This window comes from Leptolyngbya subtilissima AS-A7 (assembly GCF_039962255.1).
Taxonomy (GTDB): domain Bacteria; phylum Cyanobacteriota; class Cyanobacteriia; order Phormidesmidales; family Phormidesmidaceae; genus Nodosilinea.
Genome location: NZ_JAMPKY010000015.1, coordinates 16,506 through 35,990, shown reverse-complemented (window position 1 = coordinate 35,990; position 19,485 = coordinate 16,506). Strand labels below are relative to the sequence as shown.

Below are 19,485 nucleotides of genomic sequence, written 5' to 3'. Positions count from 1 at the left end.
ACTACTCTTGCTCGGCTAGGTATCTAAGGCGATCGCTAAATAGAGAGATGCCGTCGTTGGGGTCCAATGCCTCCTGCTCGGCCAGCCCTGCCAGCAGGTCGCGGCGGTAAGCAACGGCCTCTGGGGAAACTGGAGCCTCAGACAGCAGAGCGATCGCATCGTACCAAAGCCCCGCTACGATCGCCTGCTCGGCGCGATCGACCAGATTGCCCTGCCCCATCGCAGCCCCACTCGTTACGGCCACCACCTGTAGGTCGGCCTCATCTAGCGCCACCTGGGAAGGTCGTCCTGGGTTGCACTGCAAAATCACCTTCCAGCGGTAGGTGCTGCCCACCGCTAGCGCGGGTTCGTCATCAGGCAGAGTAAACAACCTGTACCCCGACTGGCTTTCCCCCAGATTGAAGGTTTTGACCGGCGTTAACTCGTCACCCTCGGCAGCCGCGTACCGATAAAGCTGAAGCTGCATTTGGTAAGGGGTTTCGTCGGGTACATACCAGACCAACGTGGGGCGAGTCTTCGCCGTTGCGCCAATGTGCGACTGGGGGCCCAGCGCCGTGAGGTTGATGGGAGCACTGCCATCGCAGCCGCCTCGGGTCCCGCCTCCCACCGTGCGGCGTGGTGCTCGAGACGTGGGCGGCGGCTCATAACCACGGCGATTTGAGCTTTGGGCAATCAGAGGTGAGGAATTTAAGGTCACCTCATTGCCCCAGCTGGGGTTGCCCACCGACAGAAAAATGCCGGTCAGGCTGCCGAGGACCAAAAGTGCCGCCGCGATCGCTGGTTTGTGCATCCCTAGTTACCGTTCTGTAGGTGTGCTCCTAAGATTAAATGAGCGGCCCAGCGAATCAGCAAAATTTTACGCCAGTTCATCGACGCTTAACGGTCAGCGGCCTTGCCGGTTTCGGCAAAGGGAGATTGCCCTGAGTAATTTGACTCCTGTTACCTCATCGATTCAGCATCCTGAACCCCAGACGGCGCTGGGCTCCCAAGGGCCACCGTAGCTCGCAACAGGTGCCGGCGCTGCTAAACTCGCGCTTAAACTGCCCTTTCAATCGCTGGGCCAGCTGTTTAGCCTGCCGGGTGCCCCAGCCCGTGCCCGTCGGCGAGGTGTCAAGGGAGTATGGTCCCTGGCCGTTATCGATCACCTGAATTAGATTTTCGGCGTCGGTAGCCTGGCAGACTACGGTGAGGCGGGTCACGTTTACCCCGTGTTTGCCCACGTTGAGCAGCGCCTCTTCTAAAAACTGACAGAGACCCTGCCGCTCGTCGGCCGAGAGGCCGAGGGTGCTGAGAGGTTCAAAGGTGACAACCTTGAGCTTGAGCGATCGCAGCCCCGGAAAGTCTTGCTCACCCCGCGCCAGAGTCGCTGTGTAGGTGTTCCAAAGCTGTTCGTGCAGGGGAATGGCCTCGCTTTCCGGCAGCGCGGCGGCGGGCAGACTCTCGCGAATATCGCGCAGCTCCTGATTGAGGCGCTCTAGCCTGGGCCGGGCATCGGCCCAGGAGGCGGGTTCAGCCTCCCGCAGCAGCAGGGCCAGGGTTTGCAGGGGGCCATTGTGAATGGCGCTGTAGGTTTGGTCGATAATTTGCTGGCGCTCTGCAATGCGCGATCGCAGGGTTTGGTCGTACAGATAAAACCCCGGCAGCACCAGCCCATTGACGCTAAACACTACCAGCGTCGGCACCAGTGGAATCCACCAACCCCCCAGCCACAGCAGGCCAAAGCTTACCCCCACCAAACCCAGACCAATCAAGCCCAGGATCAGTAGATACCAGGAGGGCGACCTGACCCACCCGATCAGCACCGTGCCGACCCCACCCCACAGCACAATCCACAAATACTCCAGGCCATCGGGCCAGGTGCGCAGCAGGGGGCGATCATCTATCACCGCACTCACCAACTGACTCGTGGCGTGGGCCTGCATCACCACCCCATACACCAGCCCCGGACTGTCCGACGCCACCACCGCCGAGTTGAGAAAGTCCTTTGCGCTTGACGAGGTAATGCCCACCAGCACAATGGCATTCTCGATCCAGGCGGGATCTACGGCGTTGTCGAGTACCTGCTGCAACGTTACCTGCCGAAAGGGCTGAGGGCCGCTGCGACCGTTGAGCAATACCTGGTGCCCACCCGTATCGGCTTCCACGTAGCCACCGCTATGGGGAGAAAGTTGAGTAAATTCTGTATCCCCATAGCGCATAGCCCAGGGGTTGCGCAGGCCATTCTCCAAGGTTAACCCCTCTGCCTGCAAATAGGTCTCCGCTAGCCGTAGCGCCAGGGAAAACCGAAACTCCCCCACCGCGTTGGGTGACCCCAGCAGGGCGCGGCGCACAAACCCATCGTCATCCTGGGGAAAATCCACAAACCCCACCTGCTCGGGGGGCAGGTGGGTTGGCCCTGCCACCGGTGGGTTGCTCAAAATATTCTCAATGCCAATTACGTAGGGCTGGGTCGCTAGGGTTGCAACCAGGGTTTCATGGCCCGGCTCCACCGCCATGTCGCGGTAAATATCGACGCCCACCGCACGCGGCTGGTGAATGGATAGAGTTTGCAGCAGCTCGGCCAGCACCCCGTCGGGCACGGGGTAGGTGCCCAACCGTTGAATATCGGCCTCATCAATGCCAACAATCAGCACCCGCTCATCGGTGGGTTCAGCCGGTCGCCAGCGCAGCAGCGTGTCTAGCATTTTTAACTCCAGGCCCTGAAACAGCCCCAGCAGCCGAGCACCCACCACCAACCCCAGCACCACCACACCGGGCACCACCTGCCGCCACGGCATTTTCTCTGCTGGGTAACGGCGCTGCCAACTGTGCCGAAGTTCGTCAAAGGGTTTCATAGGGCTAAGGGATTAAGTGACGGTCAGGACGGGGAAATCACCGCTAAGCCAAGCCTATAAAACCTTAGCGCTAGAACGTTGCAGAGTTACGTTAACCCGCTTGCTGAAACCTGCGCAACATCAGTTTGAGTGGAGGCAACGTCATCTCGCTCACTTGTCTATTGCAAAGTTTGCAAGTTCAACCTTGTTATTCAAAACCCATAACTCACGCCATTCGCTGATCTCAAAGTTTGACCGTCGCAAAACTGAGACAGGTGCTAAAGTTTGGGTGCTTTTTCTCGGCCTCTGGTTATGCCCTACTCTACCCTACCTGTTGGCAGCATGTTGGTGTTAGGGGCGATCGCCACCCTCGCCGCCGCTCCCCCCACCCTGGCGCAGCTGGTGCCCGACGCCAGCCTAGGGGCCGAAAGCTCAACGGTGACTCCCAATGCCCCCGTGCAGGGCAATCTCGTCGAGCTGATTGGCGGCGGCGCGGTGCAGGGCGGCAACCTGTTCCACAGTTTTTTTGAGTTCAATGTGGATGCCGGGCAGCGGGTCTACTTTGCCAACCCCGCCGGGGTTGAGGCCATCTTTAGCCGCGTCACCGGGGGCAACTCGTCGAACATCTTTGGCACCCTGGGAGTCGATGGCACAGCGGACCTGTTTTTAATGAACCCCAACGGGCTAGTGTTTGGTCCAGGTGCCCGGCTGGATGTGCAGGGGGCGTTTACGGCGACAACGGCTAGCGCCATTCAGTTTGGCGAACAGGGCAGTTTTAGCGTCGCTGATCCAAACCCGTTGCCAATTCTCACCGTGGACCCCTCAGCCCTCTGGTTCAATCAGCTGAGCAAGGGAGCCATAATCAGCCAGGGAATCCTAGGGGTTGAGGCTGGACAAAGCTTGATATTAGCAGGGGGCGAAATCGTCTTAGACAACAGCTTTTTATTCGCAGACATTTTTACAGGTGGACGTGTTGAACTAGGCGCTGTTGCTGGAGAGGGGGCTGTTGACTTAACCAAAGTAGGCGACCAATTCAGTTTGATTTTCCCAGAAAATCTAGAACGCTCTGATATGCTAATTAGTAATAGTTCAAATCTACAAGTTGCCGCTAATGGTGGCGGAAATATTGCCCTAACGGGGCGCAATATTACTATCTCTGACAGTCGGCTAATTGCGGGTATTGCCCCTGGGTTGGGCACAAGCCAAAGTCAAAGCGGCAACGTACAAATAAGAGCAACTGAGGCTTTACGTATTGAAGACAATAGCTTAGTTAACAATGTTATTTTTGCGGGCGCGACAGGAAATCTTGGCAACATTGATATTGAAGCCGGGACGCTCACTGCTCAGCGATCGCAAATTAGCAATAGCGCCATCGGTTCTGGCAATGCCGGTAATATCAACATTCAGGTTGCGGAAAACATTGTTTTAGATGATGCCAATGTGTTTAGCCTTGGGGGCGAAGACGTAGCCGCCAATGGGGGGGATATCACGATTGATACGACCAATCTTTCACTGATTAATGGTGCTCAGATTAGTGCCAGCACATTTGGCATCGGAGTGCCTGGCAATGTGATGATTAATGCTCGCGATCGCGTTAGCCTAGATGGTTTTCCCAGCGCCATTTTTAGCTCAGTTTTTGGCAGTTCTCAATTCCCAGGAGGTGACATTCAAATCACAGCCAGGGAGCTATCTCTGACAAACAGTGCCAAACTGGATACGAGCGTCAACGGTCAGGGCAGCGGCGGCAATGTCGTCATTGATGTTCAAGATGGCCTAATTATTGACGGCATTATTCAAGGCAGGCCCGGCAGTGCCATTTTTAGTACTATTGAGGAAGAAGGTACGGGCACAGCAGGTGATGTTAGAGTCACTGCTGGTTTTGTAGCATTGACCAACAGCGGTACTATTCAATCCCTAACACGCGGTCAGGGCAACGCTGGCAATATCTCTATCCAAGCTCGTGATTTCGTTTTATTGGATGGCTTTGGCATCCGGGGCACTACAACTGTTCCAGGAACTGGCGAACCTAATTTTCTCATAATTCCAAGTTCGATTCAAAGTATCGTTACTGACGATGAAAATGCTTCAGGCAATGGTGGAGATATTTATGTTCAAGCTGGCAACTACATTTCGCTAAGCAACACCGCAAGAATTGAAAGTAGTATTGATTCGGAAACGGCGATCGGCAATGCTGGCACCATCACGTTGGAATCCGGTTCAATTCTTATAGATAGGGGTCGGATTAACACGACGACTTTTGCTCAGGGGAATGCGGGAGAAATTACGATTAATGCTCGCGATCGCATTGCAGCAAATAATAGCTCTCGCATACAGTCCTCTACGTTTGGTGCTGGCAACGCTGGCAGTATTGCAGTTTTGGCAATTGGCGAGGTTTCATTTGATGATGACTCAACCATCTTTAGCACGGTAGAACGCAGTGGCAGGGGTTCTGCTGGCAATGTTTTCGTAGATTCAGCCTCGCTGTCGGTCACCAGAGGCTCTCAGTTCCTTGCCTATACTCTGGGTACAGGAAACGCTGGAGACATCTTGATTTCTGTGGCAGATTCAGCAGTATTCAATGGGAAAAGCCCTGGTAATTTTTCGAGTGGAATTTTTGCATTTGCAGGAGAAGGAAGTGTCGGGGACGGAGGCGATATTCAAATTACGGCTCGATCACTTTCTCTCTCAGAAGGTCAGCTAACAGCTGTGACATCAGGAAACGGAAACGGAGGAAATATTTTACTCAATATTCAGGAAGAAACAGCTTTAGATAACGAAACGCTTGTTTCAACAGCAGTGTACACCGATGCCAGGGGGGATGCGGGCAACATTCAGGTAAATACCGGAACGCTAACCGCTACCAATTTTGGGGCGTTTGAGTCGGATACTGATGGGTTTGGAAATGCAGGTAATATTACGCTGAACGTTCGCGGCGATGCCCAATTCTCCGGTGCGATCATCGCTGACAATCGCATTCGCTCAAGCGGAGCCAGCAGTTCTGTTAACAGAAACGGAGTCGGTGATGCTGGAACGATTCGATTGACGGCTAATTCAGTGTCGTTGACCGATTTAGCCGCTCTACAAACCAGCACTTTTGGCCAGGGAGACGGCGGCGATATTGTAGTGGAAGCCGCAGGTCGTGTCTTTCTAGATGACGCCCGGCTGGTTGCCATTGTGGGCGACGGAACGGGTCGATCTCGCATAGGCAATGGGGATGGCGGCACCATTCGCATTCAGGCCCAAGATTTATCTTTAGTAAATGGCGCACAGCTTCAGACCAGCACCTTTGGCAACGGCGATGCTGGGAATGTTGAAATTGATGCCGCAAATACAGTGTCTCTGGAGGGCGAAGTTCTCTTTCAGGATGATGATTTTTTTCGTAGTGCATTCTTCAGCACTGTGGGCATTACTGGCATTGGCGAAGGTGGCGATATCGCGGTGCGAACAGGGACTTTATCGGTAGCTGAGGGAGCCGTTATTAGTGCAACAACTCTAGGGCGAGGACCAGCAGGCAATATTCAGGTGGAGGCGCGCGATCGCATCACAGTCGATGGCTATAGTACGCGATCGGGCTTCCCCAGCAGTCTCCAATCCTCTACCGAATTTCCCCTCAGTGGGGCAGGCGGCAACATTGATCTCTCGGCCAGTCAGGTACAGGTGCTCAACGGTGGTCAAGTCTTAGCCAACAGCGAAGGCCGAAGTTCGGCGGGCACCGTGCGGGTTAATGCCACCGATAGTATTTTGGTGTCTGGCAGCAACCCAACCTTTGCGGCCCAAGCCGCTAACAGACCCAGCATCGCCCGCCTTTTTATTCCCCAAAGCACCATTTCGGTGCGCTCTACTGCAACGGGCGCGGCGGGCAACTTGATCATTGGCGATCTGGGCAACACTCCGCGCCTGGTGCTCGACGGCGGCCAGCTAATCGCCGAGTCGGCAGCGGTCGATGGCGGCAACATTGTCATCGATCTAAGTCAGGTGCTGCTGTTGCGCAATGGTGGCCTCATTTCGACTACAGCGGGCACCGCTCAGGCCGGGGGCAACGGCGGCAACATCACCGTTCGTACGCCCTTCATCGTCGCCATTCCCAGCGAAAATAGCGACATTCGCGCCGATGCCTTTGCTGGGGCGGGGGGCAATGTGTCTGTCACCGCACGGGGCATTTTTGGCATTGAGCCGAGGCGCGATCGTAGCCCTCTTAGCGACATCACCGCCACCTCAGAACTGGGGGTAAGCGGAGTGATCGCTGTAGATACACTCGACACCAGCTTTATCGAAGGCAGCCTGACCCCGCTCGAAGATGCCCTGGTAGACACAGCGGCATTGACCAGCGGCAGCTGCATTGCCCTCACGGAGCCTGGGCTGGGGGCGTTTACCGTCACGGGCGGCGGCGGGCTACCGCTCAGCCCTGGAGATGGAGCCATGTCGGCCTACCCCACCGGCACCGTGCGCGCGGTAGAAGAACCCACTGCGTCCGCTATTCAAGAGCCGGATGGGGTATATCAACTGCCCGATGGTCGTCTGGTGCTCAGCCGTCGCTGTGCCGATCGCTCGGCCCCCAGCAGTTAGAGACTGAGGCCGCAACGTGGATGCCAAACTGGCCGGTTTCTACATTGACTCCCCCACCAACATGCTGGATAGTTGGGCAGCCAGGGCGATCGCCGCTCACCCAGAGCCTGCCTCGGGTCACCGTTGATTTCTTGACAAGAGACGCTATTGCTGTGATGCATCTATTTCGTGCTGGGCTGGTTGCCCTGATAGTGGTAATGGCCCTTGATCTGGGGGCTCAGGCCCAAACGCCGCCCGGTTTACCGCTGCCCGAGCCGACTGAGCCCACCCGGCCTGCCCCACTAAATCCACCCTTGCCAGAGCCAATTCCGCCCGAGGAACCGCTGCTGCGACCCGAGCCCACCCCTGAGGAGACCAGTCCTCCGGCGGGTGAACTTGTGTTTACCGTCAACCGCATTGAGGTGGTAGGCAACACTGTTTTAGAGGATGAGATCGCCGCCCTAGTGGAGCCCTTGGAGGGGAATGCCCTATCGCTGGCCGATTTACTCGGGTTGCGCACCGCCATTACCGAGCTGTACCAGCGCCAGGGCTACGTTACCTCCGGGGCCTTTTTGCCCACCAATCAAGACCTGGGCAGCGGGGTAGTGCAGATTCAGGTGATCGAAGGCGGGGTTGAGACTATTCAGGTGAATGGGTTGGGCCGACTGCGAGAGGGCTATGTGCGCGATCGCATTGCCCTGGCCACCCAGTCACCCCTGCAAATTGCCCAGATCGAAGACGCCCTGCGCCTGCTGCAAATCGACCCTCTGCTGGAGCGCGTCGATGCCGAACTCACCGCTGGCAGCCGTCCGGGGCAAAACATTCTAATTCTCGACGTGGTGGAGGCCGACCCGTTGTCGGCTGCAATCACCCTCGACAACTCCCAGTCATCGAGCATTGGCTCGTGGCAAGCCGAAGCCCAGGTGCAGCACCGCAACGTGCTAGGACTGGGGGATGCGGCCAGCCTGCGCTATGGCCACACCCAGGGGCTAAACCTCTACGAGCTGCGCTACGGCCTGCCCCTCAACGCCCGCGACGGCACTCTGCAACTGCGTTACGAAAACGCCAGCAGCCGTATCGTCACGCCCCAGTTTGTCGATGCAGGCATTCGCAGCAACAGCCAAACGTTGGCACTGAGCGTGCGCCAACCCCTGAGCCGCTCCATCAGCCAGGAGTTTGCCCTGGGCTTGGCCTTTGACCTGCGCGAAAGCCGCAGCTTTATTCTCAACGACATTCCCTTTTCCTTTTCTGTGGGGCCAGAGAACGGGGTGGCGAAGGTAAGCGCCTTGCGGTTTTCCCAGGACTGGCTGACACGGGATATCCGGCGGGTGGTGGCGGCGCGATCGCAGTTTAGCCTCGGCCTCGGCCTGTTTGATGCCACCATCAACGACACCGGCACCGATGGCCGTTTTTTTGCCTGGCTGGGCCAGTTTCAGTGGGTCGAACGGGTTTCGCCCAACCTGCTGCTGGTCAGCCGCGTCAACGCTCAGCTCACCCCCAACTCGCTGCTGCCCCTAGAGCGCTTTAGCGTCGGTGGGCAAGACACCGTACGTGGCTACGCTCAAAACCAGATCGTCACCGACAACGCCGTAGTCGGCTCGGTCGAGCTACGCATTCCCCTCTCGGCCACCTCCAACCAGCTCTTGCTAATTCCCTTTGTTGACGCGGGCACCGGCTGGAATACGCAGACCGAAAGCCCCACCCCCTCAGTGCTGCTCGGTACCGGACTGGGTGTGCAGTGGCAACCCAGTCCCGCCGCCAACCTGGGCTTCACCTACGGTATTCCCTTGATTGGCGTACCGAACCGGGGCGGCTCTTGGCAAGAAAATGGGTTTTACTTCACGTTTACCTATCAGCCGCTTTAGAATCGGTCGTCAACAAAAGAGAACACTTTTACCCACATTGCAGAAAAGTGCAAGGTCTCTGGCTGCAAATGCGGTTTAATTCTGGTTGAGTCGCCCTAGAGTGTGAAGCAGCTAGGGAATCTATCTTGGCTGGCACAGCGAGGGAGAGCTTGTTTGACAAAGCTTGTTAAGCCCGTTATTGACTCGGCTTGGCTATTGCGTTGGTGGTACCGGCACCAGGCCCAGTGGCTAAACCGCGAAGCCGATGCTATTCGCAACGGTCTGCTGCAAGACCTGTTTGCGGTACGGCGTCAGCTGGAGCTGCTGCCTGGCGATGGTGGCCTGGCTGCGGTAGAGCACCTGTACCAGTCGCTTGAAACCTTGGGCAACCGGCTCAGCTCTCCCTACTTGCACGACTCGCTGACTTTGGCGATTCAGCAGACCCTGTTAGATTGGCCGCCGCAGGTAGCCACCAGAGCAGAGTTACCTACCCAATGGCCTACTGAACCAGTCGAGCACACTATGCTGCTGCTGTCAGTTCTAAAGCATCTGGGGCAAGCCCTGGCGGCCCAGCCCAGCCTGCCTCAGGGCTGCGTTGTAAGTCTCGCAGAATACTCCGACGGCAAACGGTTGACGGTCTCTGTTAACTACGAAATCGCCGTTCCTCTTGCCCTACTAGATCTAAATCAATCAGAAACTTGGATGGCTTACCTCACCACCTTTGGCCTGTTCAGCCATGGCCAGGCCAGCTCTACCCACGAGACCGCCACCCTACGCTGGATCTTCGACTGGTAGCGGGTCACCGCGATCGCCCATCTAATTTGTTGCTGCATTCCCCAAACCCTATGACTACTTCTCAACGCCAACAGCTACTGGTCGTCGATGACCACGACGCCGTGCTCAGCGGCACCGTGAGCGCCCTGCAAAAAGACTACCCTGACGCCGATATTCGCACCGTGCGCACTGCCCAGGAGGCTGCGGCCAGCGTGGCGACGGTGCTGCCCGCTCTGCTGATAGTCGATCTGTCCATTCCAGAAAAAGCTGGGGCACCCTCGCTGCCCGAGACGGGGATTGGCTTGCTGCGATTGCTCATGCAGCAGTATCCCGAACTCAACATCGTGGTGCAGAGCGCCCACGTCAAATCGCTGGTGCGGCTCAAACCGGCGATCGACGCTCACCAAGGGGGCTTTACCATTGTCGACAAAAGCTTGCCCCTGCACGAAATGCTGACCAAGGCGAGCTGGGCTATGCAGGGGCTAATTTATACCCCCAAAGATATGCGAAGCGGCCTGGAGGTTAAGCCCGAGTGGCTGCACGTGTTGCAGCTCGCCTTTAAAGAAGGGCTGCAAGACAAGGCCATTGCCGATCACATGAATGTCTCAGAGCGCACCGTCCGCCACTACTGGAGCAAGGTGCAAGATGCTCTGGGGGTCTATCCCGACCCCGGCAAAAATATTCGTATTCAAACCGAAATTCGCGCCCGCGAGGAAGGGCTAATCGACTGAGCGATCGCACGTTCTCCCCCACCTCTAATCGTTTGCAAGAGTAGGTGATTTCTATCGGCGACTCCACTGTGGGGCCGCTTTTTTATTGCTGTATTTTTCGGCAACTTACTTGACGGGTTCAAACCATTTTGTTGGCATTTATACTCCCTGACTGGAAAGATTAAAGACTCTAATCTAAGAACTATAGAGAGCCAAGCCGTTCAATAAACTGCTGAAAAGGCTTCTCTTAATTGTCATTTTATGACCGCATTGAGCCCTGGCAGAGTTACGAAACTCAACCACAAGGCGGCTTAATCATTTCATTCTTATTCTTTGGAGAAACCTATGGCTATCATCAACGGCAGTGTTTTTGGTGATGTTGTGACTGGCACCATTGGCAATGATTCGATTGCATCATTTGAGGGTAACGATTACATCTACGGCAGCTTTGGCAATGACTTAATCAAGGGTGGCTCTGGCATTGATACCGTCGACTACAGCATGCTTGGCCAGCCCATAACCCTAGAAGCCGGTGGATTTGTCGGCAAGGGAACCGCCGGAGTAGACAAAATTGTGTCTGTCGACAACGTCATTGGCGCGATCGGACAATTTAATACTATTGATGCGTCTTCGGGCAACAGCGGCATCGTATCGATTAATGTTGATCTTTCTATCAATAGTTTAGTGGTCAATGATATTCCCGGCATTGGCACTATTGGGCTAGGAGTTCAAAATTTCATTGATGTTGTTGGCACAACCCAGAATGATTTTATTGCTGGTGATTTCCAAAACAATATTCTTAACGGCAACAGCGGCAATGACTTTTTATTCGGCAACTCCGGCAACGATTGGATGATTGGCGGCAAGGGCAGCGACATCGTCCTGGGGGGCAGCGGCAGCGATACGCTGAGTGGGGGTTCTGGCAACGATTTCCTCAATGGCTTCGGTTTTACCTTCGGCGAGTTTGATGTGCTTGAGGGTGGTTCGGGGGCCGATGTATTCGCCCTCGGCGATGCCAACAGCCTCTACTACCTCGACAACGGTTATGCCACTATTACCGACTTCAACTATTTAGAGGGCGACAAAATTCAGGTTACGGGTAGCGCCAGCAATTACGGCATTGCGTTCCAGGATCTTTCTGGAGGGCTAGCTACCGATACTCTGATCTTCTTTGGCGGCGACCTGATTGGCGTTGTGCAAGATACGACAAATGTGGTGCCTACGTTTGATTTCATCGCCGCCTAGGGCTAAGCGATCGCGCTAACTTTCGCTGATGCTTTCCCCTCTAGCAATGCGGTCGTCCGCGTTGCTAGAGTTTTTAGAATTTTAGCCGCCGCACCAGCGACTCATCCGGAGCAATAGCTGAGTTAGGTGCCCTTCCCCAAGTCCCTCTGGTACCCTAGGGCTTAGCTGTTGGCCCGGCAGAACCCGGCTCAACGCGCTGTCTTGCTAGCCAACAGGGATGTGATCTCGATGCCAAGCTTTCTGCGTCGTCGCCTGCGTAGCCTGTTGGGTCTACTTTTTCTGGGGGGGCTAACGCTAGCGCTTTGGGGTGGTCAGGGGTGGGGATTGTTAGGGCTAGCGAACGATTCGATCTCGACTCAGGCTGGCACTCCAGAGCGGCTTGTGCAAACAGGGGTTTCCTTTTACCAAGCTGGCGACTACCAGAGCGCCATCGATCGCTGGCAACGGGCGCTACAGAGCTATAGCCCTGGCGCTGAGCCATCGCAGCGGGTGCTGGTCTACGAAAATTTGGCCAGAGCCCATCAACAGGTGGGTCAACCCGCAGAGGCACTAGACGCTTGGGCGGCAGCGGCAACTCTTTATCGCGAGTTGGGCGACTCGCTGCACCTGGGGCGTACCTTAACCGAGCAGGCCCAGGTGCATTTGAGTCTGGGGCAACACCGACGGGCGATCGCCCTGCTCTGCCTGCCCCAAACCGAGGCTTCCATAGATTCCTGCACCCCCGGTTCGGCCCTCGCCCTAGCCACCGCCAGCGACGACGCCCTTGGGGAAGTAGCGGCCCTTGGCAGTCTGGGCGAAGCCTATCGCCTCCAAGGCGACTATCCAGAGGCTGAGGCCGTTTTACAGCGTGGGCTGAAGCTCGCTCAGGGGTCGGGGTATGGTCAGTTTGAAGGGCCATTACTCAACAGCCTGGGCAGCATTTTTCAGCGGCGATCGCGCCTTGACTACCGCCGAGCCGAGGCGGCCAGCCAGCTGGGGCTAACCGGCATTGCCAACACCTTTAGCAGCCAGGCCCAGGCGCAAGCGCAGCAGGCCCGACAGCTTTTAGAACGAGCGCTTGCAGAGGCTCAGCAGCAGGCCAGCCTAGCCGCAGAGTGGCAAACCCGACTCAACCTGCTGCCCCTCTATCGCCAGCAAGACGACCCAACAGCTGTGAATGCGACCCGCCAGCGGCTGGGCGAGTTAGTGGCTCAGCTGCCCGCCAGTCGAACCCTGGCCTACGGGGCGATTGCCGTGGGGCGGTCATATCAGCCGGTGGGCACCACCTTTCGCTGTGCCCCAGCTGATGGCGAGGCCCAGGCTCAGGTCTGGCTAGACCGGGGCGCGGCGATCGCTACCCAAATCAGCGACCACCGCGCCCAATCCTTTGCCTTAGGAGAGCTAGGACACCTGCGCGAGTGCCAGGGTCAGCTAGATGCCGCCGTGGCCCTGACCCAGCAAGCCCAGGTAGCCGCCACTCAAGGTTTAGCAGCCGCCGATAGCCTTTACCTGTGGCAGTGGCAAGCGGGCCGCATCGCTCGCCTCCAGGGCAACCCTAAGGCAGCGATCGCCGCTTATACCCAAGCTGTCACCACCCTAGAGAGCATTCGTACCGAAATTTTGGTGGCCGATCGCGACGTGCAGTTTGACTTTCGAGATACCGTCGAACCCCTCTACCGCGAGCTGATTGAACTCCAACTGACAGGAGTGGCCAGTCTTCAGGCAGCGGCCAAGCAAACCCTGCCTTCATCCGCCTCTGCCCTAGAATCCGCCCTGGTCACCGCCGATGCCCTGCGGCTAGCCGAGTTGCAAAATTACTTTGGCAACGACTGCATTCTCAACCCCATCGCCCAGGCCCGAGTCGATCTGCTGGCTCAAAGCACTAATACCGCCGTTATTAGCTCGGTCGTACTGCCCCAGCGCACGGCCTTAATCGTTAACCTGCCCAATCAACCTCCACAGCTCGTCTGGATTGACAACAGCTCCCAGCTGCGAGACACCGTTATACAGTTTCGTCTGGGGTTAGAGGCCTTCTACACCGAACCCTACGACACCACCGTGGCCGAACAGCTCTACGGTCAGCTGATCAAGCCATTAGAACCGGCTCTAACGGCAGGCAACATTACGACCCTGGTATTTATTCACGACGGTTTTTTGCGCAGCGTGCCCATGGCAGCGCTCTACAATGGTGACCAGTTTTTAATCGAGAAATACGCCATAGCCACCACCCCCGCCCTCACCCTGACCACCGCTGCACCCTCGCGTCCTGAGAATTTGCAGGCTCTGGTGTTGGGCAGCAGCCAGGCGGTGGTTGCGGCGGGACGTCGGTTTCCGCCTATTCCAGCGGTGCCGACGGAGGTGGCCTCAGTCTTGTCAGCACTGCCGGGCAGTCAGGCGCTGCTCGATGAGGCCTTTAGCCAAGCCCAGCTGAAGCAGGCACTGCAAGAAACCCCCTTTTCCATTCTGCACTTTGCCACCCACGGGCAGTTTAGCCCCGACCCTGCGGAAAATTTCATCATCACCGGGCAGGGGGAAACCGTCACCTTTGGTCAGCTAGAGGCGTTCATTCAAGCGGGGAACCCCGGCAACCCACAGATTGATCTGGTCATGCTCACGGCCTGCGACACCGCCGCCGGGGATGATCGCGCTACCTTGGGTCTGGCCGGAGTAGCGATTCGGGCTGGGGCTAGAAGTGCGATCGCCTCCCTTTGGCAGGCCGACGATGCTATCACAGCTCAAATCAGCCAAGATTTTTATCGGTTTTTGAGAGAGCCCCATCTCAACAAAGCCCAAGCGCTCCAGCAAGCTCAAATTCAAGCTATTCGGCGGGGCCCTAGTGTTACCCCCGGTAAGTGGGCACCGCTAATCTTAGTGGGCAACTGGCTTTGAACCCAAAGGTTGTTGGCCTATAGAGTGGCAACTATGGAAACAAGGAGTTAATGCAGAAACTCTCATTCTGTAAATTCAACGTATCTCCCCATCTACGTCGACAGGGTAAGAAAAGACGATTTGCAGCCGTCCTTTGGTGTTTTTGGACTGGACTGAGCCTTTTTTAACCTGAGTTCGGATTAAGCCGATGGAGGAAGGGCGAAGTCAAGGTTAAGGGAAGGCTTTTTGGGCTGACGACAGTAGGCAATCAGCCCACAGATGACATTAACCGTGAAGTTGACGGAGGACATCGCTCCAAAGACAGCAAAAGCCCCGCCAGAGAAGGGACTTAGACCCCAGACAGGGCCATTGATTAGTTGCTTCACATGGCAACATATCAGAACAAATTATCAATGCCCGAAGGCTACAATGATGCCAGGAGGCGGGCTTGAACCGCCGACACGAGGATTTTCAGTCCTCTGCTCTACCAACTGAGCTATCCCGGCTAGGGGCGCAAACTTCAGCGCTCAATTAAGATAGCAAGCTGATGTCACCCCTGACAAGGCTATTGGGAAAAAATCCTGCCCTTCTCTACTGAACCTCTCGCAGGCGGGCCACCTTAAGGTAAAAATTACCGGCACCTTGCCCAGCGTAGGCGCTTACCCGGACCGTGTAGGTGCCTGACTCACCAATGCGGGCGAACAGTAAAGAATTAGTGGTGCCGTCCGGGCCGTCATCGTTTTCGCCCACGGTGACACCGTCTTTGTTCATCAAAATGACCAAGGTGTCAAACTCTTCAGAGGTGACATCGACTGCTACTTGGTCCCCCGCCTCTAGATTGACCGTATAGTCGCGGGCAAACCCACCGGTACCGGTAGGGATGTCGCTATTGCTCAGGGCATCGTTAACTTCTCGCGATGCCGGTAGCGAAATAGGAGAATAAACAGTTGTCTGCGCCTTGGCTGGCAGCGAAGTCAGCGCCAAGGTAGTCAATGCCAAAGGAAGCAGCAGGTTGCGCTGTAGCCGAAGGTGAAATTGCATAGATTGTGAAAGATTAATAGAGACAAATTTGCCCAAAGGCACGAGATCGTGCTCATTATGGCCTAAATTTTGGGGTTGCTTCGAGAACTAAAAGAGTCTACATATAGTCGGCCTTCAGGCGCTGAGGGTGTCTCACCGTCAAACACTCTGTAGATCTTACGGGTTTAAGGCTTGGCAAGCTGGAGTTTTGGTTGCGTCGTTTCTCAGTTTCGTTGCTACACTCACAGACGACCAATGCCCTAGGTATGCCGCCCTTGTCCATGCTAGAGCGCCCTCGCCATCGTTCAGTGTCATCAAAGCTCCATCCCAAGCGCAAGCGGCGGCGATCCCGCAGACCTCGGTTGATGATGATGGCCCTGATCAGCAGCACCCTGTTGCTGGTTGCTTTTCGTGGTGCCAGCGAATACTGGCGTCAGCCTCTCGAATTTAGCCAGCGTCCGGTGGGGCAAATTGTCAACCGGGCTGAAGTTGCCACCGGCATTCGCCAAATTCAAACTGCCAACGGGCGGCCTACCCTGAATCCACTACCGCTGGCCGAAGAGGTTTGGACCTGCGAGGTTGTCGTGATTGGCGGCACTCTAGGCGGAGTTGCCGCTGCATCCCAAGCGATGAAAACCGGCGTTACTACCTGCCTGATTGAGCTAACCCCGTGGCTAGGAGGGCAGATCAGCTCCCAGGGAGTATCGGCGATCGACGAGTCGCGGGCCATGCGGTGGCGACGCAACTTTTCCCCTAGTTGGGAGGCGTTTAAGGATCTGATTAAGCGGCAGCCCGTATACCTACCGCCCTGGACAGGGCTGCCTGCTCAGCTACCGGTAGAGCGAACCAATAGCTGCTGGGTAGGTGAACTGTGCTTCACTCCCCGGGCCGGAGCCACAGCGGCAGAAATGTGGATGCGAGATGCCGCTCAAAATGCCCCCGAGAGCCGTTGGGCCACCTCTACCGCCTTTAAGGGTGCAGCCTTTGATGCCTCTGGCCGCTACGTGACGGCGGTATATGGAGTGCGGCGCGTTCCTCTCGATCCGGGCTATGTGCCGACGGGGCGGCTCTCCCAGGAGCTAGGGCGGTGGTACGCCTGGTCAGATGATGAGGCCTACAACAAAATTCCCATTCGCCTACAGCCGCCGCCGAACCGCTCCATGATCGTGATCGACGCGACGGATACTGGCGAGCTAGTGGGCTGGGCCAACCTGCCCCACCGCCTAGGCTCGGATGGTCAGGGCTTTACCGGCGAAGTCAACGCGCCGCCGCAGGATAATCCCGACTGTACCCAGGCTTACACCTATCCCTTTGTGTTGGCTACCCTCGACGACAGAAATGAGAGCCTCAAGGAGCTGCAAAAACTAGAGCCTGCTCTATCCAAGGCCGATCACCGCAAAGAATTTAGTCTGGAAGGGTTTCCATTCTTCGACTTTGGCAGTGTGTTTAACTATCGTCGCATTGTCAGCCAGCGGGCGGGAGACTCAAACGTCAACCGCACCCAGCCCGGCGAAATTACTTTAATTAACTGGAATAAGGGCAACGACTGGCACTTTATGGACCCGCCTTTGGTGTTTACCGAAGAGGATATTCGCTTGTCGGGGCAGCGCCAAGACTGGCTCGGCGGACTCTCGACCGAATCACTTAACTACGGTGAAGTTCACGCGCTCCAGTTTGCCGAGTGGCTGCTCGAAAATGAGAGCACTAACAAGCTGTCGCTGACGTTTCTGCGGGGGGGTGATTCACCCCTGGGCACTCAGTCTGGCCTCAGCATGGTGCCCTACATTCGCGAGGGCCGCCGCATTTTGGGCCGCCCAGCCTACGGTCAAGACAGCTTTATGGCGGTGGAGGCCGACCTGCGAGAAGACATGACTGGGGGGCGCGATTTTAGGGCCACAGCAGTGGCTCTAGCCCACTACGATATTGATATCCACGGCTGCCGCTACCGATCCTGGCGACCTTCCTATGAGGCAGCGGGGGCCAGCATCAAAGAATTTGTGGTGAGACCGCTGCAAGTTCCCTTAGAGGCACTGGTGCCCCAGGGGGTCGACAATGTGCTGATTGGCGGTAAGAGTGTGGCCGCCAGCCACATCGTCAATGGCGTGACGCGGGTGCACTACGGCGAGTGGAGCATTGGTGGGGCAGCGGGGGCGACGGCTGGCTGGCTGCTGCGCTACGCTAAGCCCAGCGATCTGACCCCGGCCCAGGTGGTGGTGACCGGGCAAATGCCTGCTCTGCAACAGTTTTTGATCGAGCAGGGGCTGAAATTTACCTGGTAATTAGCCAAATTCTGCCGTCCATGAGCTGGCAGAACCGTAGCTCAGTGAACACAGTATTCTAGAGGGTGCTGAGCAATGGGTGAGAGAATATCAATGGCAGAGTGGATGGGCCAAATGCTACGGCGAATTGGGCCGCGAGGAGCGATCGCCCTCCTCTTAGTGCTGGCGCTAACCAGCTGTGCCATACCCCAAATCAAGGCCGAAGACCGACTGTTTTTGCCTCTCACCGTTGAACTGCTAGATGTATATACCCTGCCGCCCCAGGAGTTCGAAGGCACCACGGTGGGTGGGCTGTCGGCCCTGGCCTACGATCGCCCCCGCGATCGGCTCTACGTTCTCTCCGATGACCGGGGTCGGTTTGGCCCCACCCGCTTTTATACCTTCGCCATTACCCTAAAGCGCAGCGGCCCGCCCAAGTTTGACACCGTCTCCCTCGAAGCCTTTACCCCCCTGCTCGATGCCGAGGGCAACTCCTATCCTCAAGGCAGCCTCGACCCCGAAGGCATTGCCCTATCGCCCCGTGACACCCTGTTCATTGCCAGCGAGGGGGATGTGCAGCAGAGCGTGCCACCCTTCATCGCCGAGTTTGACCGCGAGACGGGCCAGGCGATCGCTACCCTACTACTGCCCAAGCGATACCTGCCAGATGACCCCGACAGCCCCAGCCAGGGAGTGCAAAACAACCTCAGCTTAGAGGCCCTCACCGTCACCGGATCGCCCAGTGGGGCCGGCATGACTGAGCCCTTTCGTCTCTTCGCTGCCACTGAGTCAGCGCTGGTGCAAGACTACAACAACGACCCCAGCCAGCCCCTCAATAGCCGCTTTTTGCACTACCTGATTGGCGACGACCAGAATACCCTGATCGCCGAGCATCGTTATCCGCTCGATTTAGAACCCTCTGGCGCAGTGGTAAATGGCCTTACCGATTTGCTGGCAATCGACCCAGCTGGGCACTTTCTTGCCTTAGAGCGGGCTGCGGGCCTGCGCGGGCTGCAGGTGAAGCTGTACCAACTGGCCACTGGCGGCGCCACCGATACGTCGACCATACCCAGCCTAAGCGGGGATGTATCGGGCAGTTCGCCCATTCGCAAGCAGCTGGTGCTCGATTTTGCCGAAACTCCCCTGGCGGTGGATAACCTAGAAGGTATGACCCTAGGTCCGCGCCTGCCCGACGGTAGCCAGAGCCTGCTGATGGTCAGCGACAACAATTTTGAGGGCGATCGCGCCACCCAGCTGCTGCTGCTGCGTTTGCAGATGTAGCTTCTATCATGCAAAAACAGGTAGGCCAATAACTTAGGCCCACCTGCTTAAAGAATATTGCGATACTGCTTCCGGCGACAGTTATAGAGACGTTGCTATAACGCTGACGGGTTGAGCAATCGCATCCACCATGGCCACATTTATAGCT

The 19,485-nt window shown here is 56.8% G+C and carries 11 protein-coding genes, 1 tRNA gene and 1 pseudogene; 8 read left to right on the top strand and 5 right to left on the bottom strand.

Going from position 1 to position 19,485, the window contains the following annotated elements; genetic code table 11:
- Nucleotide 1: 1 nt before the first annotated feature.
- Nucleotides 2-790, bottom strand: a complete 789-nt coding sequence (locus NC979_RS24815) for a DUF928 domain-containing protein (RefSeq protein ID WP_190521486.1) — start codon at nucleotides 788-790, stop codon at nucleotides 2-4.
- Nucleotides 791-944: 154 nt separating this feature from the next.
- A complete protein-coding gene (locus tag NC979_RS24810; protein ID WP_190521484.1) occupies nucleotides 945-2,834 on the bottom strand; it encodes a sensor histidine kinase in 1,890 nt (629 codons plus the stop codon).
- Between the two features lie 291 nt (nucleotides 2,835-3,125).
- On the opposite strand from NC979_RS24810, the gene NC979_RS24805 reads away from it, so the two are divergent.
- From NC979_RS24805 to NC979_RS24780, 6 genes are all read left to right on the top strand, one after another.
- Nucleotides 3,126-7,379, top strand: a complete 4,254-nt coding sequence (locus NC979_RS24805) for a two-partner secretion domain-containing protein (protein WP_190521482.1) — start codon at nucleotides 3,126-3,128, stop codon at nucleotides 7,377-7,379.
- 155 nt (nucleotides 7,380-7,534) lie between these two features.
- Nucleotides 7,535-9,223 carry a ShlB/FhaC/HecB family hemolysin secretion/activation protein gene (locus tag NC979_RS24800; RefSeq protein WP_190521480.1) on the top strand — a complete coding sequence of 563 codons (1,689 nt, stop codon included), beginning with the start codon at nucleotides 7,535-7,537 and terminating at the stop codon, nucleotides 9,221-9,223.
- A gap of 153 nt (nucleotides 9,224-9,376) precedes the next feature.
- Complete coding sequence (locus NC979_RS24795) at nucleotides 9,377-9,997, top strand: hypothetical protein (RefSeq protein ID WP_190521478.1); 621 nt, start codon at nucleotides 9,377-9,379, stop codon at nucleotides 9,995-9,997.
- A gap of 50 nt (nucleotides 9,998-10,047) precedes the next feature.
- Nucleotides 10,048-10,707 (top strand): response regulator transcription factor, encoded by a 660-nt coding sequence (locus tag NC979_RS24790; RefSeq protein ID WP_190521476.1) that lies wholly within the window; start codon nucleotides 10,048-10,050, stop codon nucleotides 10,705-10,707.
- Nucleotides 10,708-11,031: 324 nt separating this feature from the next.
- Complete coding sequence (locus NC979_RS24785) at nucleotides 11,032-11,931, top strand: calcium-binding protein (RefSeq protein ID WP_190521474.1); 900 nt, start codon at nucleotides 11,032-11,034, stop codon at nucleotides 11,929-11,931.
- Nucleotides 11,932-12,159: 228 nt separating this feature from the next.
- Nucleotides 12,160-14,799, top strand: coding sequence for a CHAT domain-containing protein (locus tag NC979_RS24780; protein ID WP_190521472.1), 2,640 nt, complete (start codon nucleotides 12,160-12,162; stop codon nucleotides 14,797-14,799).
- A 179-nt stretch (nucleotides 14,800-14,978) separates the two neighbouring features.
- On the opposite strand, the pseudogene NC979_RS24775 reads toward NC979_RS24780, so the two are convergent.
- The 3 genes and pseudogenes from NC979_RS24775 to NC979_RS24765 all read right to left on the bottom strand — a co-directional run.
- Nucleotides 14,979-15,086, bottom strand: a pseudogene (locus NC979_RS24775) (IS982 family transposase); the annotation flags it as partial.
- Between the two features lie 125 nt (nucleotides 15,087-15,211).
- Nucleotides 15,212-15,284 (bottom strand) — tRNA-Phe (locus NC979_RS24770).
- A gap of 85 nt (nucleotides 15,285-15,369) precedes the next feature.
- Nucleotides 15,370-15,819, bottom strand: a complete 450-nt coding sequence (locus NC979_RS24765) for a PPC domain-containing protein (RefSeq protein WP_190521470.1) — start codon at nucleotides 15,817-15,819, stop codon at nucleotides 15,370-15,372.
- A gap of 245 nt (nucleotides 15,820-16,064) precedes the next feature.
- Between NC979_RS24765 and NC979_RS24760 the strand changes: the two genes are divergently transcribed.
- Together NC979_RS24760 and NC979_RS24755 are read left to right on the top strand one after the other, a co-directional pair.
- A complete protein-coding gene (locus NC979_RS24760; protein ID WP_242024112.1) occupies nucleotides 16,065-18,077 on the top strand; it encodes an FAD-dependent oxidoreductase in 2,013 nt (670 codons plus the stop codon).
- A 93-nt stretch (nucleotides 18,078-18,170) separates the two neighbouring features.
- Nucleotides 18,171-19,337: an esterase-like activity of phytase family protein gene (locus NC979_RS24755; protein ID WP_242024111.1), complete on the top strand. Its 1,167-nt coding sequence runs from the start codon at nucleotides 18,171-18,173 to the stop codon at nucleotides 19,335-19,337.
- Nucleotides 19,338-19,485 lie beyond the last annotated feature (148 nt).

What these genes read in the sequence shown, in the direction of transcription:
- NC979_RS24815 (WP_190521486.1), bottom strand. Translation starts at nt 790, where the DNA reads ATGCACAAACCAGCGATCGCGGCGGCACTTTTGGTCCTCGGCAGCCTG.
- NC979_RS24810 (WP_190521484.1), bottom strand. Translation starts at nt 2,834, where the DNA reads ATGAAACCCTTTGACGAACTTCGGCACAGTTGGCAGCGCCGTTACCCA.
- NC979_RS24805 (WP_190521482.1), top strand. Translation starts at nt 3,126, where the DNA reads ATGCCCTACTCTACCCTACCTGTTGGCAGCATGTTGGTGTTAGGGGCG.
- NC979_RS24800 (WP_190521480.1), top strand. Translation starts at nt 7,535, where the DNA reads ATGCATCTATTTCGTGCTGGGCTGGTTGCCCTGATAGTGGTAATGGCC.
- NC979_RS24790 (WP_190521476.1), top strand. Translation starts at nt 10,048, where the DNA reads ATGACTACTTCTCAACGCCAACAGCTACTGGTCGTCGATGACCACGAC.
- NC979_RS24785 (WP_190521474.1), top strand. Translation starts at nt 11,032, where the DNA reads ATGGCTATCATCAACGGCAGTGTTTTTGGTGATGTTGTGACTGGCACC.
- NC979_RS24780 (WP_190521472.1), top strand. Translation starts at nt 12,160, where the DNA reads ATGCCAAGCTTTCTGCGTCGTCGCCTGCGTAGCCTGTTGGGTCTACTT.
- NC979_RS24765 (WP_190521470.1), bottom strand. Translation starts at nt 15,819, where the DNA reads ATGCAATTTCACCTTCGGCTACAGCGCAACCTGCTGCTTCCTTTGGCA.
- NC979_RS24760 (WP_242024112.1), top strand. Translation starts at nt 16,065, where the DNA reads ATGCCGCCCTTGTCCATGCTAGAGCGCCCTCGCCATCGTTCAGTGTCA.
- NC979_RS24755 (WP_242024111.1), top strand. Translation starts at nt 18,171, where the DNA reads ATGGCAGAGTGGATGGGCCAAATGCTACGGCGAATTGGGCCGCGAGGA.